Source organism: Mycobacterium pinniadriaticum, from assembly GCF_026242045.1.
Lineage (GTDB): Bacteria > Actinomycetota > Actinomycetes > Mycobacteriales > Mycobacteriaceae > Mycobacterium > Mycobacterium pinniadriaticum.
On sequence record NZ_JAPJDO010000007.1, the window covers coordinates 82,332 to 98,347 of the forward strand.

14 protein-coding genes are annotated in these 16,016 nt (G+C 68.2%); 7 read left to right on the forward strand and 7 right to left on the reverse strand.

The annotated features are described in order from the left end of the window. Positions 1 to 15: 15 nt before the first annotated feature. Complete coding sequence (locus ORI27_RS10610; RefSeq protein WP_265996750.1) at positions 16 to 999, reverse strand: hypothetical protein; 984 nt, start codon at positions 997 to 999, stop codon at positions 16 to 18. Between the two features lie 219 nt (positions 1,000 to 1,218). On the opposite strand from ORI27_RS10610, the gene ORI27_RS10615 reads away from it, so the two are divergent. The 3 genes from ORI27_RS10615 (at position 1,219) to dapC (ending at position 5,480) form a co-directional block, all read left to right on the forward strand. Next, positions 1,219 to 3,798: a bifunctional FO biosynthesis protein CofGH gene (locus ORI27_RS10615; RefSeq protein WP_265996914.1), complete on the forward strand. Its 2,580-nt coding sequence runs from the start codon at positions 1,219 to 1,221 to the stop codon at positions 3,796 to 3,798. Positions 3,799 to 4,032: 234 nt separating this feature from the next. Beyond that, positions 4,033 to 4,356 carry a ferredoxin gene (gene fdxA / locus ORI27_RS10620; RefSeq protein WP_265996751.1) on the forward strand — a complete coding sequence of 108 codons (324 nt, stop codon included), beginning with the start codon at positions 4,033 to 4,035 and terminating at the stop codon, positions 4,354 to 4,356. Between the two features lie 35 nt (positions 4,357 to 4,391). Beyond that, the gene (gene dapC / locus ORI27_RS10625) at positions 4,392 to 5,480 is read left to right on the forward strand and encodes a succinyldiaminopimelate transaminase (protein WP_265996752.1); all 1,089 of its coding nucleotides are present in this window, start codon (positions 4,392 to 4,394) and stop codon (positions 5,478 to 5,480) included. A gap of 45 nt (positions 5,481 to 5,525) precedes the next feature. Here the strand turns inward: dapC and ORI27_RS10630 are convergent, their stop codons facing one another. Beyond that, positions 5,526 to 6,164 (reverse strand): MspA family porin, encoded by a 639-nt coding sequence (locus ORI27_RS10630; RefSeq protein ID WP_265996753.1) that lies wholly within the window; start codon positions 6,162 to 6,164, stop codon positions 5,526 to 5,528. 216 nt (positions 6,165 to 6,380) lie between these two features. Then, positions 6,381 to 7,946: a PucR family transcriptional regulator gene (locus tag ORI27_RS10635; RefSeq protein WP_265996754.1), complete on the reverse strand. Its 1,566-nt coding sequence runs from the start codon at positions 7,944 to 7,946 to the stop codon at positions 6,381 to 6,383. 84 nt (positions 7,947 to 8,030) lie between these two features. Between ORI27_RS10635 and pruA the strand changes: the two genes are divergently transcribed. Together pruA and ORI27_RS10645 are read left to right on the forward strand one after the other, a co-directional pair. Then, positions 8,031 to 9,668, forward strand: coding sequence for an L-glutamate gamma-semialdehyde dehydrogenase (gene pruA, locus ORI27_RS10640; protein ID WP_265996755.1), 1,638 nt, complete (start codon positions 8,031 to 8,033; stop codon positions 9,666 to 9,668). Continuing rightward, entirely contained in the window at positions 9,665 to 10,627 is a 963-nt protein-coding gene (locus ORI27_RS10645; protein ID WP_265996756.1) for a proline dehydrogenase family protein, read from the forward strand. Before pruA ends, ORI27_RS10645 begins: the two co-directional genes overlap by 4 nt. Positions 10,628 to 10,678: 51 nt before the next feature. Here the strand turns inward: ORI27_RS10645 and ORI27_RS10650 are convergent, their stop codons facing one another. From ORI27_RS10650 to ORI27_RS10660, 3 genes are all read right to left on the reverse strand, one after another. Then, complete coding sequence (locus ORI27_RS10650; RefSeq protein WP_265996757.1) at positions 10,679 to 11,986, reverse strand: acyltransferase family protein; 1,308 nt, start codon at positions 11,984 to 11,986, stop codon at positions 10,679 to 10,681. A gap of 33 nt (positions 11,987 to 12,019) precedes the next feature. After that, entirely contained in the window at positions 12,020 to 12,529 is a 510-nt protein-coding gene (locus ORI27_RS10655; RefSeq protein ID WP_265996758.1) for an Rv2253 family sensor-like surface protein, read from the reverse strand. 98 nt (positions 12,530 to 12,627) lie between these two features. Next, complete coding sequence (locus tag ORI27_RS10660; protein WP_265996759.1) at positions 12,628 to 13,173, reverse strand: NUDIX domain-containing protein; 546 nt, start codon at positions 13,171 to 13,173, stop codon at positions 12,628 to 12,630. Between the two features lie 30 nt (positions 13,174 to 13,203). Between ORI27_RS10660 and ORI27_RS10665 the strand changes: the two genes are divergently transcribed. Beyond that, complete coding sequence (locus tag ORI27_RS10665; protein WP_265996760.1) at positions 13,204 to 14,610, forward strand: acyl-CoA synthetase; 1,407 nt, start codon at positions 13,204 to 13,206, stop codon at positions 14,608 to 14,610. Further along, a complete protein-coding gene (locus tag ORI27_RS10670; protein ID WP_265996761.1) occupies positions 14,601 to 14,948 on the forward strand; it encodes a VOC family protein in 348 nt (115 codons plus the stop codon). Before ORI27_RS10665 ends, ORI27_RS10670 begins: the two co-directional genes overlap by 10 nt. Before the next feature lie 73 nt (positions 14,949 to 15,021). Here ORI27_RS10670 and dapD read toward each other — a convergent pair whose 3' ends face one another. After that, positions 15,022 to 16,005, reverse strand: a complete 984-nt coding sequence (gene dapD / locus ORI27_RS10675; RefSeq protein ID WP_265996762.1) for a 2,3,4,5-tetrahydropyridine-2,6-dicarboxylate N-succinyltransferase — start codon at positions 16,003 to 16,005, stop codon at positions 15,022 to 15,024. Positions 16,006 to 16,016 lie beyond the last annotated feature (11 nt).

Below are 16,016 nucleotides of genomic sequence, written 5' to 3' on the forward strand. Positions count from 1 at the left end.
GTCGATCGTGGGCTGCTACCCGACGCTGCCCTTCGCGGACTTAGCGCCCTTGGCGGACTTAGCGCCCTTGGCGGACTTGGCGCCCTTCGGGGAGCTGACGTCCTTGGCGCCCTTCGGGCCGTGGGTACGCGCGGAGTGGCCGGTAGACCGCTTCGTGCCGGTGTCAGAACCTGGCTGGGCCGAGCTCTCCTTGGTGGATGCCGCGTCGGCGCCGTCGTCGGTCGCAGCCTTCGTGGCGGCGACGGACTTGACGACGTCTGCGGCGACCGCGTCGGCCGACTGCGTGGTTGCTCGCGGCGGACGGGCGGAATGGCCGGTGCCCTTGGCGACGGTCGGTGCTGCCGGTTCAGCCTGCTCCGCGGCGGCCGTGTCGGTACCCGCCGCGGCGGGAACCGCGGCAAACGGCAGCGGCGGTAGCGGCGGCAGCGGGATCGGGAACCAGGCCAGGCTCCAGAAGTAGGCGATCTCCTGATTCGCCACGACGCCCAAGCTGGTCAGCGTGGTCTGGACGATCGAGTTCAACCCGGCCGCCCACACGGCCGGGTTCAGCGGGTCGTTGACGACGGGGTCGAGGAAGTCGTAGACGAAGCTGTCGGCGACGGGCACGGTGAGGTTCGGGTACCAGATGTAGATCTGGTCGCTGATGAGGTAGCCGAATGGAATCCATCCGAGTAACCACGGGCCCAGTTCCAGGGCGAAATAGTTCGACCAGTACAGAATCGTCGAGTACGCGGCGTCGATGGCGTTCGACACGTTGTTGTTCGCCTGCACGGCGGCCTGGGCGCTCGATTGCGTCGGCGTGGCAACCGTGTCGAGTCGGCCCAGGGTCGCCGCGGCGCTGTTCACCTGGTTGACCAGTGGCTGGACCGCGGCGGACAGGCGAACGGTGTCGGCCGAGATCGAATACGGTGTCGGCGGCTGCACCGGCGCGATTGCCATGGCTCCGACGACCATCGCCGCCACACCTGCCGTCAGATAGGAACGGGTGGACACGGTCATGGCAGAACTCCCTGCTTCAGCTGCAGCTAACAATGACAATTTACGTTGCTGTCGGGCTGGCGTTACAAATTTCTTTGCCGTGTCCGGGTGTTTTTGTGGTGCTGAGGCACGGGATCGCACCGCCGACCGGGGGTACTACTGTGTGGACCATGTCAGTCGCCCGAGTTTCAGATTGTGAGACGCGCGGATGATTTCCCAGCTCCCGCCGGTTACCGGGGAGTGGCCCTGAACTCGCAGCCCAGCAGCCCGCTGCCAACACCGGTGGTTCCGCCGCGGAGTGAGGCTCCATCACCTGCCGCGATGAGACGTGTCCTGCGTCGAGCCCGCGACGGGGTGGCGCTCAACGTCGACGAGGCCGCGATCGCGATGACCGCCCGCGGCGCCGACCTCGCCGACCTGTGTGGCAGTGCGGCTCGGGTGCGCGACGCCGGCCTGGAATCAGCCGGGCGACGAGGGCCCGGCGGGCGGCTGCCGGTGACCTATTCGCGCAAGGTGTTCATTCCGCTGACGCATCTGTGCCGCGACACTTGCCACTACTGCACGTTCGTCACGGTGCCCGGCAAGCTTCGCGCCGAGGGTGCAGGGATGTACCTGGAACCCGACGAGATCCTCGACATTGCCCGTCGTGGTGGCGAACTCGGCTGCAAGGAAGCACTCTTCACCCTCGGCGATCGCCCTGAGGCGCGCTGGCCCGAAGCCCAGCAATGGCTCGACGAGCGGGGCTATTCCTCGACGCTGGACTATGTGCGGGCGATGGCGATCCGGGTGCTGGAAGAAACCGGCCTGCTCCCGCACCTGAATCCCGGGGTGATGAGCTGGGCGGAGCTGTCCCGGCTCAAGCCGGTAGCGCCGTCGATGGGGATGATGCTGGAAACCACGTCGCGGCGATTGTTCGAGACCAGGGGCGAGGCGCATTACGGCAGCCCGGACAAGGATCCCGAGGTGCGGCTGCGCACCCTGACCGACGCCGGCCGACTGTCGGTTCCCTTCACCACCGGCCTGCTGGTCGGCATCGGGGAAACCCTGGCCGAGCGGGCGGACACGTTGCACGCGATCCGGCGGCTGCACAAGGAGTTCGGCCACATCCAGGAAGTGATCGTGCAGAACTTCCGGGCCAAGGACCACACCGCGATGGCCGGCGCCCCCGACACCGCGTTCGACGATTTCGTGGCGACGGTGGCCACCACGCGCCTGGTGCTGGGTCCCGGGATGCGCATCCAGGCGCCGCCCAACCTGGTGTCGCGCACCGAGTGCCTGGCGCTGCTCGGTGCCGGCGTCGACGACTGGGGCGGCGTGTCGCCGCTGACACCGGACCACGTCAACCCCGAGCGGCCCTGGCCGGGGTTGGACGAGCTCGCGGCGGTGACCGCCGAGGGTGGTTTCGATCTGGTGCAGCGGCTGACCGCGCAGCCGCGCTACGTACAGGCGGGTGCGGCGTGGATCGATCCGCGGGTGGCCGGTCATGTCGAGGCGCTGGCCGATCCTGCCACCGGCTTCGCGCTCGACGTCAACCCGGCCGGGCGGCCGTGGCAGGAACCCGACGAGGCCAGCGAATCGCTGGGCCGTACCGACCTGCACTCCGCGATCGACTCCGAGGGCCGCCGCACCGAGACGCGCAGCGATCTGGGAAGTGCCTTCGGTGACTGGGAGTCCATCCGGGATCGGGTGGATGAACTCGCCGCCCGGGCTCCCGAGCGTATCGACACTGATGTGTTGTCCGCGCTGCGTTCCGCGGAGCGCGATCCCGGCGGCTGTTCCGACGACGAATACCTGGCCCTGGCCACCGCGGACGGCTCCGCTCTGGATGCCGTAGCAGCCCTTGCTGATTCGCTGCGCCGCGACGTGGTGGGCGAGGACGTCACGTTCGTGGTGAACCGCAACATCAACTTCACCAACATCTGCTACACCGGCTGCCGGTTCTGCGCGTTCGCCCAGCGCAAGGGCGACGCCGACGCCTACTCGCTGTCGACGCAGGATGTGGCCGACCGGGCCTGGGAAGCCCACGTGGCCGGGGCGACCGAGGTCTGCATGCAAGGCGGCATCGACCCCGAACTGCCGGTCACCGGATACGCCGACCTGGTTCGCGCGGTCAAGGCCCGGGTGCCGTCGATGCACGTGCACGCCTTCTCCCCGATGGAGATCGCCAACGGGGTCACCAAGAGCGGCTTGAGCGTGCGGGAGTGGCTGACGGGCCTGCGCGAAGCCGGTCTCGATACCATTCCCGGCACGGCCGCCGAGATTCTCGACGACGAGGTGCGCTGGGTGCTGACCAAGGGCAAGCTGCCCACGTCGATGTGGATCGAGATCGTCAGCACCGCCCACGAGGTCGGGCTGCGGTCCAGCTCGACGATGATGTACGGCCACGTCGACACCCCTCGGCACTGGGTCGGCCACCTCAACGTGCTGCGCGACATCCAGGACCGCACCGGCGGATTCACCGAGTTCGTCCCATTGCCGTTCGTGCATCAGTCCTCCCCGCTGTATCTGGCCGGGGCATCGCGGCCGGGACCGACCCACCGGGACAACCGAGCGGTGCACGCACTGGCGCGGATCATGCTGCACGGCAGGATCCCGCAAATACAGACCAGCTGGGTCAAACTCGGGGTGGAGCGCAGCCGGGTGATGCTGAACGGCGGAGCCAACGACCTGGGCGGCACGTTGATGGAGGAGACCATCTCTCGGATGGCCGGATCCGAGCACGGGTCGGCCAAGACAGTGGCCGAGCTGGTCGCCATCGCCGAGGGGATCGGCCGGCCGGCCCGCCAGCGCACCACGACCTACGCCGACCGCGCGGCCTGAGTCTTCTGGGTTCGGGCGGTGTCTTCGGGCCCCGGGTTCGGGTAGCTGGCTAATATACGAAACGTCTAGTATCAGTTACCGCGCGGAACACCTGGGTGCGCCGGTATCGGGTACCGACAACTTAGGGCACACTGAGTCGGCTATCCGGCCACCGGCATCGGATACTAGGCGTTCTCAGCGCCCGCTCGAGAACTACAGCCACACCGAAGAGCAGACAGACCGAGGAGAACCTCAGTGACGTACGTGATCGCCGAACCCTGCGTCGACATCAAGGACAAGGCATGTATTGAGGAGTGCCCGGTCGACTGCATCTACGAGGGCGCGCGCATGTTGTTCATCCACCCCGACGAGTGTGTCGACTGCGGGGCGTGCGAGCCGGTCTGCCCCGTCGAGGCGATCTACTACGAGGACGACGTCCCGGATCAGTGGTCGGCGTACACCCAGATCAACGCCGATTTCTTCACCGAGCTCGGTTCCCCCGGCGGCGCCTCGAAGGTCGGCCAGACCGATAACGACCCGCAGGTGGTCAAGGACCTGCCGCCCAAGGAAGAGGACTGACGCCTTCCGTCCCGTTGCGTGCGCGCCGCCGTCCGTTGTCGGCGGTCCTGCCGGTGTTCCCGTGGGACACGCTCGCGGAGGTGACGGCCACCGCGCGGGCGCACCCCGGCGGCATCGTCGATCTGTCGGTGGGCACGCCCGTGGACGAGGTAGCTCCGGTCATCCGGCAAGCGCTCGCCGCGGCCAGCGCCGCACCCGGCTATCCGGCGACTGCGGGAACCCCCGCGCTGCGGGCCTCGGCAGTGGCCGCGCTGCGGCGGCGATACGGCATCACCGGGCTGCCCGAAGAGGCGGTGCTACCGGTCATCGGCACCAAGGAGCTCATCGCGTGGCTGCCGACGTTGCTGGGTGTGGGCGCCGATGACGTCGTCGTGGTACCCGAGCTGGCCTATCCGACCTATGACGTGGGTGCCCGGCTGGCCGGTGCCCGGGTGGTCGCAGCCGATTCGGTGACCCAGCTCGGTCCCGAATCGCCGGCGGTGATGTTCATCAACTCCCCGAGCAACCCGACCGGGAAGGTGCTGGGCCGCGACCATCTGCGCAAGGTCGTCGAATGGGCCCGCGAGCGCGGCACGCTGGTGGTGTCCGACGAGTGTTATCTGGGCCTGGCGTGGGAGGCGGAGCCGACCTCGGTGCTGCATCCGGCCGTCAGCGACGGCGACCACACCGGCCTGTTGGCGGTGCATTCGCTGTCGAAAAGCTCATCGCTGGCCGGGTATCGCGCCGGGTTCGTCGCCGGCGATCCGGCCGTGGTGGCCGAACTGCTGGCGGTGCGCAAACATGCCGGCATGATGGTGCCGACTCCGGTGCAGGCGGCGATGGTGGCCGCGCTCGACGATGACGCTCACGAACTCGAACAGCGGCAGCGCTATGCGCGCCGCCGTGATGTGTTGCTCGCCGCGATGCGGTCCGCGGATTTCACCGTCGACCATTCCGAGGCGGGACTCTACCTATGGGCTACCCGCGGTGAGCCCTGCCGGACGACGCTGTCCTGGCTGGCCGAACGTGGGATCCTGGTCGCTCCCGGGGAGTTCTACGGAGCCCGGGGCGCCCAGCACGTTCGGGTGGCTCTGACCGCAACGGACGAACGCATCTCCGCCGCGGTGGAGCGGCTGGGCGAATAGTCCGGTTCCCAACCGCCCCACCCAAGCGGGGTCAGAAACGTTTCGTCAGTTCATGTTCCAGGCTTCGCCATAGGTGGTGACGCTGTCACCGGCCTTGGAGATCAGCCGGGCGAACGGGCGCAGCAGCACACCGCCGGCCGCACCGGTGACGGTGCCGTGGGCGTTGGCCACGGCCACCGAGCCGTTGGGGCCTTCGACGTCCACCGAGAAGGTGGCGACTTCCTGGATGCCGGGGCCGTTGCCCAGGTCAGCGCTGATCGACACACCCGGGAACAGGTTCGGGGTGATCACCGAGCCCAGCGGGTTGAAGCCCGTCGGGGAGATGTCGGCGTCGTCGAGCAGGATGTTGGGCGTGGTGTAGCTGAAGTTGATGCCCACACCCAGCGACCACGGGAAGCCCACCTGGTAGCCCAGCTCCAAGGTGCCCGCGAAGTCATCAGCACCCGGGCCGACCACGCTGTAGACGGCCTTGCCGGAGTGGAACCACTCGCGAGTCAGCCGGTTGCGGTCCAGGGGGAACACACCGTTGAGGAAGGTGTCCCACTGCTGAATCGTCATCGTGCGGCCACCGCCGTCAACCAGACTCAGTTCGTTGTCCAGACCCGCGTGCGACGTGCCGGTCCCGACGAAGAGCGCAGCGATGGCGGCGATCAGCGCCACCAGCACTCGACCCATGTATTTCATGCTGACCCCTTGGTGCCTAGTGGTTCGACGGTGATCGGGAGTCCGTTCACCGGTGTTTCTGACGCCCTGACGAGAGGTGGGTCCCGCCGCGGGGTGCACCGCGTGACGGGACTCACAGCCAGTCATGACACAAGCCTCATCGGCCACAGATGCAACATTGTTACCAAAACTCTCATTTTTTGCAGACTTTCCGGCGCGGCTGCTTGACTGCGCAGGTCAGGCGGTTGCGCGCAGGCTCAAGGAGAGCAGCAGCCGGACGTCGGGATCGGCCAGGGAGGTCGACAGCATCTGCTCGATGCGGCGGACCCGATAGCGGACGGTGTTGGGGTGCACGTGCAGCGTCGCAGCCGCCGCCGCCACGTCCCCGAAACTGTCCAGGTATACCTGCAGCGTCTCGGCGAGTACCGGCTCGGCGTCTCGCAGCCGTCGTATCCGCGGATCAACCAGCCGGGGGTCGGCGCCGACCAGAGTCACGATCTCGTCGAGCAACACCGTCGTGCGCGCCTCGGCCAACGTCGTCACTTGACCGAACACCGGGTGGCGCTGCGCACTGTCGAAGACCCGGTCGATCTCTCGCCGGGCGCCTGCGACGGCCGCCAGGCCCCCGATCGGAGCCGCGATCACCGCGCGCAGGTCCAGGCCGAGTTCGGTGTGTAGCGAAGCGATCGTGCCGCGGATCCACGACACGACCGCGGCGGTGCGCCCCGAGTCCGGCAACACCACATAGACCCGCGACCCGTTGGCGGCAACCTGTGCGTCGGGGCGAAAAGCACTGGCGCTCAACGCCAGAACATCCGCGGTGCGGGGATGCGCATCGGTGGTGGCAAAGCCGATCACGGCTGCCCGCCCGTCGGGGATGACGCCGAGTTCGCGGGCCAGGGCGGTGATCTCCGTGCCGTCCGCCTCGGCCAGCCCGAGCAGCTGCTGCACGGCCAGGAGGTGCGCCGACGGTCGGGCGGCCAGCCGGGCGATGATCCGGGCGGCCAGCACCGCGGCCCCGCGCAGCACGTCCTCGGCGTCGTCGGCCAGCGGCCGCGAGCCCTGCTGAACCCAGATGGTGCCGGCGAAGGTCTCGCGACCCGGATCCTGGCGATGGATGCCGATCGCCAGCCGCGGTCGTAGTCCCAACTCGGGTCGCTCTTCCACCGTCACCACATCGGTACCCGCGCGAAGCCGGTCGAAGATTCCCCACTGGGCGATCCAGCGTAGGTGCTCCGCCGGTCCGGCGCGTCCCAGAATCGAGAGCCGCCGCAACTCGTCGGCCTCCTCGTTGGACGCCGAATACGCCAGCACATGCGACTGCGCGTCCTCGATGCTGACCATGCCGTGGGTGCGGTCGGCGATCGACTGCGCCAGGGCGAAGAGGTCGGTGCCGGTGTCCGTCACCGAATCGGTCCGCCGGTGCTCGAAGACGTGGTTGACCAGGCGATACAACCGCTCCCAGCGCGCTTTCGGGTCCACCGCGACGACGGCTGTGCCCGCCGCGGCCGCCCGCGCGACGACGGCATCGGACGGCTCCTTGACGAACACGGCCGCCGGCGGGCCGTGCGCGGCGATCTGGCGGTCCAACCATCGGATGGCGTCGGCATCCGAGATTCCCAGCAGAAAGAACACGTCGGCCGAGCCGGCGCCGACCGACAGGCCCAATCGCACGTCGTCGGCGTCGATCAGCGCGGCCGACCGCACCTCGCGATCCAGACCGCGCGGTGCCTCGACAAGGCAGACCATGGCCGCATCCAGGGCCAACAGCAGTTGGCCCAGCCCGACGCCAGCCTCACGCATATTGTCGGATACTACTAGCAAGGCTGTGAGGTCTTGTCTGATCAGCTAACAGATTCCTGCGTGCCGCGCGCAATCCTGTAGTGCATGGACGCCCGCACCGAAGTTCCCGTGCCCGCCAACGAGCCGGTTCACGAATACGCACCAGGTTCTGCCGAGCGGGACCGCCTGACCGCGGCCCTGCACGATCTGTCCGCACACCCCATCGACCTGCCGCACGTCATCGGCGGCCGCCACCACCTCGGCGACGGCGAGCGCATCGACGTCGTCCAGCCGCATCGCCACAGCGCCCGGCTCGGCACCCTGTCCAACGGCACCACCGCTGATGCCGCCGCAGCTGTCGAGGCGGCGATGACCGCCAAACGCGAGTGGGCCGCCACCCCGTTCGACGAACGCGCAGCGGTGTTCCTGCGCGCGGCCGACCTGCTGTCCGGCCCCTGGCGGGAGAAGATCGCCGCGGCGACCATGCTGGGCCAATCCAAGACGGCCTATCAGGCCGAGATCGACGCTCCGTGTGAACTGGTCGACTTCTGGCGCTTCAACGTCGCCTTCGCCCGCCAGATCCTGGCCCAGCAGCCGATCAGCGGCCCGGGCGTATGGAACCGCACCGACTACCGCCCCCTGGACGGCTTCGTCTATGCCGTCACGCCGTTCAACTTCACCGCGATAGCCGGCAACCTGCCGACCGCACCGGCGCTGATGGGCAACACCGTGGTGTGGAAACCGTCGATCACCCAGACCTTCGCCGCCTACCTGACAATGCAGCTGCTCGAAGCCGCCGGGCTGCCGCCCGGGGTGATCAATCTGGTCGCCGGTGACGGGTACGCGGTCTCCGATGTGGTGCTGGCCGACAGCCGACTTTCCGGCATCCACTTCACCGGGTCCACCGCCACGTTCCAGCACCTGTGGCGCGAGGTGGGAATCCGCATCGCCGACTACGACAGCTACCCGCGTCTGGTCGGGGAGACCGGCGGCAAAGACTTCGTCGTCGCGCACACGTCGGCCAACCCGGATGTCTTGCGCACAGCACTGATTCGCGGAGCCTTCGACTATCAAGGGCAGAAGTGCTCGGCCGCCTCGCGGGCGTTCATTCCGCGCTCGGTGTGGCAGACGATGGGTGATGACTTCCTCGGCGCCACCGAGGCGCTGACCTACGGCGACGTCACAGACCTGTCGAACTACGGCGGGGCCGTCATCGACGGGCGTGCTTTCGCGAAGAATGCCCGGGCCTTGGAAAGGGCCAAGAGCGCTGCCGGCGTCACGATCGCCGTCGGCGGTGAATGCGATGACAGCGAAGGCTATTTCGTCCGTCCCACCGTCCTGCTATCCGACGACCCGACCGACGAGGCATTCTCGACCGAGTACTTCGGGCCGATCCTGGCCGTCCACGTCTATCCCGACGACGAGTTCGACAGGGTCCTCGACGTCGTCGACGGCGGTTCGCGCTACGCGCTGACCGGCGCGGTTATCGCCGACGACCGCGCCGCCGTTCAGAGGGCGGGTGAGCGGCTGCGATTCGCCGCGGGCAATTTCTACGTCAACGACAAGCCGACCGGTGCCGTCGTCGGGCAGCAGCCGTTCGGCGGATCCCGGGCCTCGGGCACCAACGACAAGGCCGGCTCCCCGCTGAACCTGCTGCGCTGGACGTCGGCGCGCTCGGTCAAGGAGACCTTCGTCGCTCCAACCGATCACACCTACCCGCACATGGGGGAGGATCGGGCATGAGTGCCTTCAGCCGCGTCGCGCGACCGGCCATCCTGGCCGCGAGTCGCTCAAACCGGTTACGCCACAGTGCGGAACGGATGCCCATCGCACGTGACGTCGTCGGCCGGTTCGTGCCGGGCGAAACCGTCGACGATGCGCTGAGGGCAACCTCCGTGCTGCGGGACTCGCAGCGCCTGGTCAGCATCGACTACCTCGGCGAGGATGTCACCGATGCCGACGCCGCCGAGGCAACCGTCAAGGCCTACCTGCAATTGCTCGATGCGCTGGGCGCGCGGGGGGAGCGCCGGGAGGCGGAGGTGCGTCCGCTGGAGGTGTCGCTGAAACTATCCGCTCTCGGCCAGGCTTTGCCCGCCGACGGCGACAAGATCGCCTTCGAGAATGCCCATGCCATCTGTGAGCGGGCGCACCAGGTCGGCGCGTGGGTCACCGTCGACGCCGAGGACCACACCACCACCGACTCGACGTTGTCGATCGTGCGCGAGCTGCGCAGCGAGTTTGATTGGGTGGGAACGGTTCTGCAGGCCTATCTGAAACGTACGGAGAGCGACTGCGCCGAGTTCGCGGCGGCGGGGGCGCGGATCCGGTTGTGCAAAGGCGCCTACGACGAACCGGCATCGGTCGCTTATCGGGACGCGGGCGAGGTCACCGAGTCCTACCTGCGCTGCCTGCGCGTCCTGATGGCGGGCAGCGGCTATCCGATGGTCGCCTCCCACGACCCCGTCGTCATCGGCGGCGCCGGCGAGCTGGCCCGGGAATCCGGTCGTGGCGTGGACGGATTCGAATACCAGATGCTCTACGGAATCCGCGATGTCGAGCAGCGCCGGCTGGCCGCCGAGGGCAACCACGTGCGGGTGTACGTGCCGTTCGGCACCCAGTGGTACGGCTACTTCGTCCGCCGACTTGCCGAACGCCCGGCCAACCTGATGTTCTTCCTGCGGGCACTGGCGCACCGGCACTGACCGCGCAAACGATTCAGAACTGAGAGCGACGATTCCTCGACAATCTCGGTCTCAGTTCTGAATCGATGTGCGCAGGCTGCGTGAGGGTGTCAACGCCACCAGCGCCACGCCGACGGCGAATCCGACACTGGTAGCGGTGGGGAATCGCCCGTCGGGTGCGAACCCGAGGGAAGCGAACACCGAGATCGTGACGGCTATCGCGACGGTGCCGGCGAAAAGCAGGACCTCGCCCAGTAGGGGCGGGATGCCAACCGTCATGGTGGGCAGTGGCGCGGAGAACAACCCGCGCCCCCACCACAACAAGGCCAGCTCGACGGCCGCCACCACCGCCAGGATCGCCACCCACTCCAGCCGGAACCACCACCAGGCCGAAGTGCCGACCGTCGGTTGCGGCAGCAGTCCGGTCGGATACCCGGCCAGCGCTACGATCACCACCGGCACCATGTGCCAGAGGTAGAGCGCCATCACATTGTCGTTCGCGATCGCCAGAATGCGTTGGGCACGCCGTGATTCCAGCGCCCGGTTTACCGCCGGCGCGGCAGCCAGCGCCAGCCCGGCCTGGACTCCGCCGAGCGCCAGCAGCGCCAGGTTGGGCGGGCCGGTGTTGTTCACCACAGCCCCGGGAACACCGATCATGCTCACCGGATAGGGCCCCACGGTCACCAGCAGAAGCAACACGATTGCCGAACATGCGGCCAGCGCGATCGCGACCCGCCCGCGCACCATGCCGTCGTGCCAGGCGATTCCGAGCTGGTAGAGCACCGCCCACACCAGCAGATGGTTCAGCCAGCCCACGTACGGCAAGTGGGCCCCGATGGTCGCCACGTCGACCAGGACGACCACTGCCGTCGTCACCACCGGAACCCACAGACCCCAGCGCCGGTGCGCGGCCACCGCAACCGGCGTCAGCGCGACCACCAGCACGTAGATCCCGAGGAACCACAGATGCATGGCCACCGCCCAGGCGCCGAAGTCCAGTTCCGAGCCGGCCACCCCGACCCGGCCCAGCACGGCCACCACGAGCAGCGCGAACGTGACGTAGACCGCCGTCGGCCCCAGCGGGCGGACCAGCCGGCGGCGCAGCCAGGCCTGCCGGGATTCGTCGGCACTGCGCTGGGTCCACGACACCGCGCTGGCATAACCGGCCACCACGAAGAACACCGGCACCACCTGGAAGATCCAGGTCAGCCACTGCGTCCAGGGCATCTCGACGAGCGGGTTCTCCCGCCAGAACGCTCCGTCGGAGAAGCTCAGCGCCGCCGTCACCCAGTGCCCGATGACCACGAGCAGCAATGCGCACACCCGATACAGATCCATCGAGTGGTTGCGCGTCGCCGTCGTCGCCACAGTGTCAGTCATCGCTGTCCATTGTGGGCGATGCCACGGCGGCGCTCAGGCCGGGAACGCCGCGACCGGCATGACGACGCTGCCGCGGCAGGGCCCCTGAGCGATATCGGTGTGCCAGGTGCCGCGCAGCGACCCGTCGGGCTGCGGCGCATAGAACGCCCAGGATGTCGCCGGACTCCACTGCTTCTGATACCCGTCGCCCAGAAAGCAGTCCCATACCCAGTCGTAAGTGGTCGCCCACTCGGAGCCGTTCCAGGCGTAGCGGGTCGGCTGCGGAATGGTGGGATTACCGGGCGCGGGGCCGTCGATCACGGTGGCCACACAACCGTTGGCCGTGCACGAGGTCGACAACGTGAACGTGGCGCCGAAGTCGTTTTCCTTCTGGTGGGTCGCCGGGCTGGTACCCGCCTTCTGCGAGGCGTAGGTGACCATCTGGTAACGCCCGTTCCAGGCCAGCGGCTGGCCGTGCGCCGAGGCGGGTGACAGCAGTCCCGCAGCGCAGATCGTCGCTGCGGCCAACAGCGTGACACTCAAACTGCGGCGGCCGGACCTCATGACTCCTCACTGACGACGTTCAAAAGGCATGTCGATGCGAACACCAAGCGTAGCCGTCAGTAAACCTCAGGCGTCACATCTGCAACATGACGCGCCGGTCAGGATCCGATCCGCTCTCTGAGCAGCAACAGTCCGTACGCGGCGATCGACTGGGCGTCGGTGATCTCGCCGGAGCGGACCATGTCCTCGAACCGGCTGCGCTCGAACCATGCGAAGTGCATGTCCTGTTCCTCGTGCTCACGGTCGTGCTCGCCCTCGGTGATATCGGTGGCCAGGAAAACGGAGCCGCGCTGACTGCTCATCCCCGCAGCGATGTCGAGGCGGCCCAGCACCACGAACGAGCCAGCGGTCAGGCCGGTCTCCTCGCGCAGCTCGCGGGCGGCCAGTTCGGCCGGTGCGACCTCGGCCCGGCCCGGGGCGGTGCCTTGGGGGAATTCCCAGCGGCGTTCACCCAGTGGGTACCGGTACTGCTCGACCAACGCCAGCCGATCGCCGTCGACGGCGATGATCAGCGCGTAGTCGGGCTTGTCGACCACTCCGTAGATACCGGTGGAACCGTCCGGCCGCCGGACGACGTCCTCACGCACGGTCAGCCAGTTGTTGCGGTACACCTCGCGCGACGAGACCTGGGTGGTGGGCTTCACCAGGCCAGTATCTTCGGTAGCCTCGCTGGCGTGCTGCTGGCCTCCTTGAATCCGGCCGCCGTCGCCGCCGGAGCCGATATCGGCGACGCCGTGCGTATCGACGGCACCGTGCTGTCGCGTAGCGACCTCGTCGGAGCGGCCACCTCGGTGGCCGAGCGGGTCGGCGGCGCCGGCCGGGTTGCCGTGCTTGCCACTCCCGCTGCCGCGACAGTGCTGGCGGTGGCCGGCTGCCTGATCGCCGGGGTGCCGTTCGTGCCGGTGCCCGCCGACGTCGGCATCGCCGAGCGGACACACATCCTGACCGATTCCGGTGCCCAGGCCTGGCTGGGGGAGCAGCCCGCCGACCTCGGTGGGCTGCCGCACATACCGGTCCGGCTGCATGCGCGCTCGTGGCATCGTTACGCCGAGCCGCCGTCGGACGCCACCGCGATGATCATGTACACCTCCGGCACCACCGGCCTGCCCAAGGGAGTGCTGATCAGCCGGCGGGCGATCGCCGCCGACATCGACGCACTCGCCGATGCGTGGCAGTGGACACCCCACGACACACTTGTGCACGGGCTGCCACTGTTCCACGTCCACGGTCTGATCCTTGGACTGCTCGGCTCGCTGCGGGTGGGAAACCGCTTCGTGCACACCGGAAAACCGACCCCGACCGGTTATGCCGCCGCCGGCGGCACGCTGTATTTCGGCGTCCCCACCGTGTGGTCGCGGGTGGTGGCCGATACCGCCGCCGCGCGCGCGCTTTCCTCGGCGCGGCTGCTGGTGTCGGGCAGTGCGCCGCTGCCGGTTCCGGTTTTCGACAGGCTTGTCGAACTCACCGGTCACGCGCCCGTCGAGCGGTACGGCAGCACCGAATCCCTGATCACCTTGAGCACCAGGGCCGACGGCGAGCGCCGACCCGGGTGGGTCGGCCTGCCGCTGACCGGGGTGCAGACCCGGTTGGTGCGCGAGGATGGTTCGATCGCCGCACATGACGGGGAAACCATTGGCAGCCTTCACCTCAAGGCGCCCACCCTGTTCGACGGCTACCTCAACCGGCCCGACGCCACGGCCGAGTCGTTCGATCCCGACGGCTGGTATCGCACCGGCGACGCGGCTGTCATCGACGACGGCGGTATGCACCGCATCGTCGGGCGTGAATCGGTGGATTTGATCAAGTCTGGCGGCTTCCGGGTCGGGGCGGGTGAAGTGGAGACGGTGCTACTGGGCCATTCCGGGGTCGACGAGGTGGCCGTGGTCGGCCTGCCCGACCCCGACCTCGGTCAGCGGATCGTCGCGTTCGTGGTCGGCGATGCGAAGCCGGATGAACTGATTGATTTTGTGGCGCAGCAGCTTTCGATCCACAAGCGCCCGCGGGAGGTGCGGCTGGTCGATTCGCTGCCGCGCAACGCGATGGGCAAGGTGGTCAAGAAGGAGCTGATGACATGGGAATGAGGTTCAGCGAGATCTGCGTCGACGCCCATGACATCCATGCGCTGTCGACGTGGTGGTCGACGGTGCTGGGCTGGCCGGCCGAGCCGACCGAGGATGGTGACGTGGTGCTGCGCGCACCCGCCGGCGCCGGGCCGGACTGGCTGTTCTTGGCGGTGCCGGATGACAAGGTGGTCAAGAACCGCATCCATTTCGACTTCACGCCGGCCGATCAGCAGACCGAAGTCGATCGCGTGCTGGCGTTGGGCGCGCGCCGCGTCGATATCGGCCAAGGCGAGCAGAGCTGGGTGGTGCTGGCCGACCCCGAGGGCAATGAGTTCTGCATCCTGTCGGGGGATTAGCGGTCCCGCGAGGGTGCGCTCCCGTCCGGGGTCGGCGGGGTGTCGCGGGTCGGACACGCACGCTCGACGGAGACTAGTTGGCGTGCAGAGCCTCGTTCAGCGCGATGCCCTTGCCGTCGCGAGCCACCACTTCCACGGCTCCGGTCACCGAATTGCGGCGGAACAGAAGGTTGTTCGCGCCCGAGAACTCGCGTGCCTTGACTGTCGTCCCGTCCGGGGTGGTGACCTTGGTGCCTGCCGTCACATAGAGTCCGGCCTCGATGATGCAGTCGTCGCCCAGCGAAATGCCCAGCCCCGCATTGGCGCCCAGCAGGCAGCGCTTGCCCACTGAGATCACCTGCGTGCCGCCACCGGACAGCGTGCCCATGATCGATGCGCCGCCCCCGATATCGGAGCCGTCGTCGACCACCACGCCGGCCGAGATGCGGCCCTCGACCATCGAGGCGCCCAGCGTGCCGGCGTTGAAGTTCACGAATCCCTCATGCATGACAGTGGTGCCCGGAGCCAGGTGGGCACCCAACCGCACCCGGTCGGCGTCGGCGATGCGCACCCCGGTCGGCACCACATAGTCGACCATCCTCGGGAACTTGTCGATGCCGTATACCGTCACCGGGCCGCGACGACGCAGCCGCACCCGGACCTCCTCGAAGCCCTCGATCTGGCACGGCCCGAAATTCGTCCACACCACATTGGTCAGTGCGCCGAAGATGCCGTCGAGGCTGCACCCGTGCGGCTCGACCAGCCGGTGTGAGAGCAGGTGCAGCCGCAGGTAGGCGTCGTAGGTGTCGGCCGGCTTGTCGGCCAGGTCGGCGATCACCGTGCGGACGACCACGGTTTCGACGCCTCGGGCCGCATCGGTTCCGGCCAGGGCGGCCAGGTCCTCGGGCGCGTCGTCGGCCGACAGGCGGGTACTGCCCGACGGGCTGTAGGCGCCCAGTTCCGGATCCGGGAACCAGGTATCCAGGACGGTGCCGTCCTCGGTGATGGTGGCCAGGCCGACGCCCGCAGCAGATGTCACGGTGCTCCACCGTAATGCATCGGCGCCGCCCGCTGACACGAAAATTGGGT

Excerpts from the sequence above, each read along its gene's own strand:
- ORI27_RS10610 (WP_265996750.1), bottom strand. The coding sequence starts at position 999 with ATGACCGTGTCCACCCGTTCCTATCTGACGGCAGGTGTGGCGGCGATG.
- ORI27_RS10630 (WP_265996753.1), bottom strand. The coding sequence starts at position 6,164 with ATGAAATACATGGGTCGAGTGCTGGTGGCGCTGATCGCCGCCATCGCT.
- ORI27_RS10635 (WP_265996754.1), bottom strand. The coding sequence starts at position 7,946 with ATGCGTGAGGCTGGCGTCGGGCTGGGCCAACTGCTGTTGGCCCTGGAT.
- pruA (WP_265996755.1), top strand. The coding sequence starts at position 8,031 with ATGGACGCCCGCACCGAAGTTCCCGTGCCCGCCAACGAGCCGGTTCAC.
- ORI27_RS10645 (WP_265996756.1), top strand. The coding sequence starts at position 9,665 with ATGAGTGCCTTCAGCCGCGTCGCGCGACCGGCCATCCTGGCCGCGAGT.
- ORI27_RS10650 (WP_265996757.1), bottom strand. The coding sequence starts at position 11,986 with ATGACTGACACTGTGGCGACGACGGCGACGCGCAACCACTCGATGGAT.
- ORI27_RS10655 (WP_265996758.1), bottom strand. The coding sequence starts at position 12,529 with ATGAGGTCCGGCCGCCGCAGTTTGAGTGTCACGCTGTTGGCCGCAGCG.
- ORI27_RS10670 (WP_265996761.1), top strand. The coding sequence starts at position 14,601 with ATGGGAATGAGGTTCAGCGAGATCTGCGTCGACGCCCATGACATCCAT.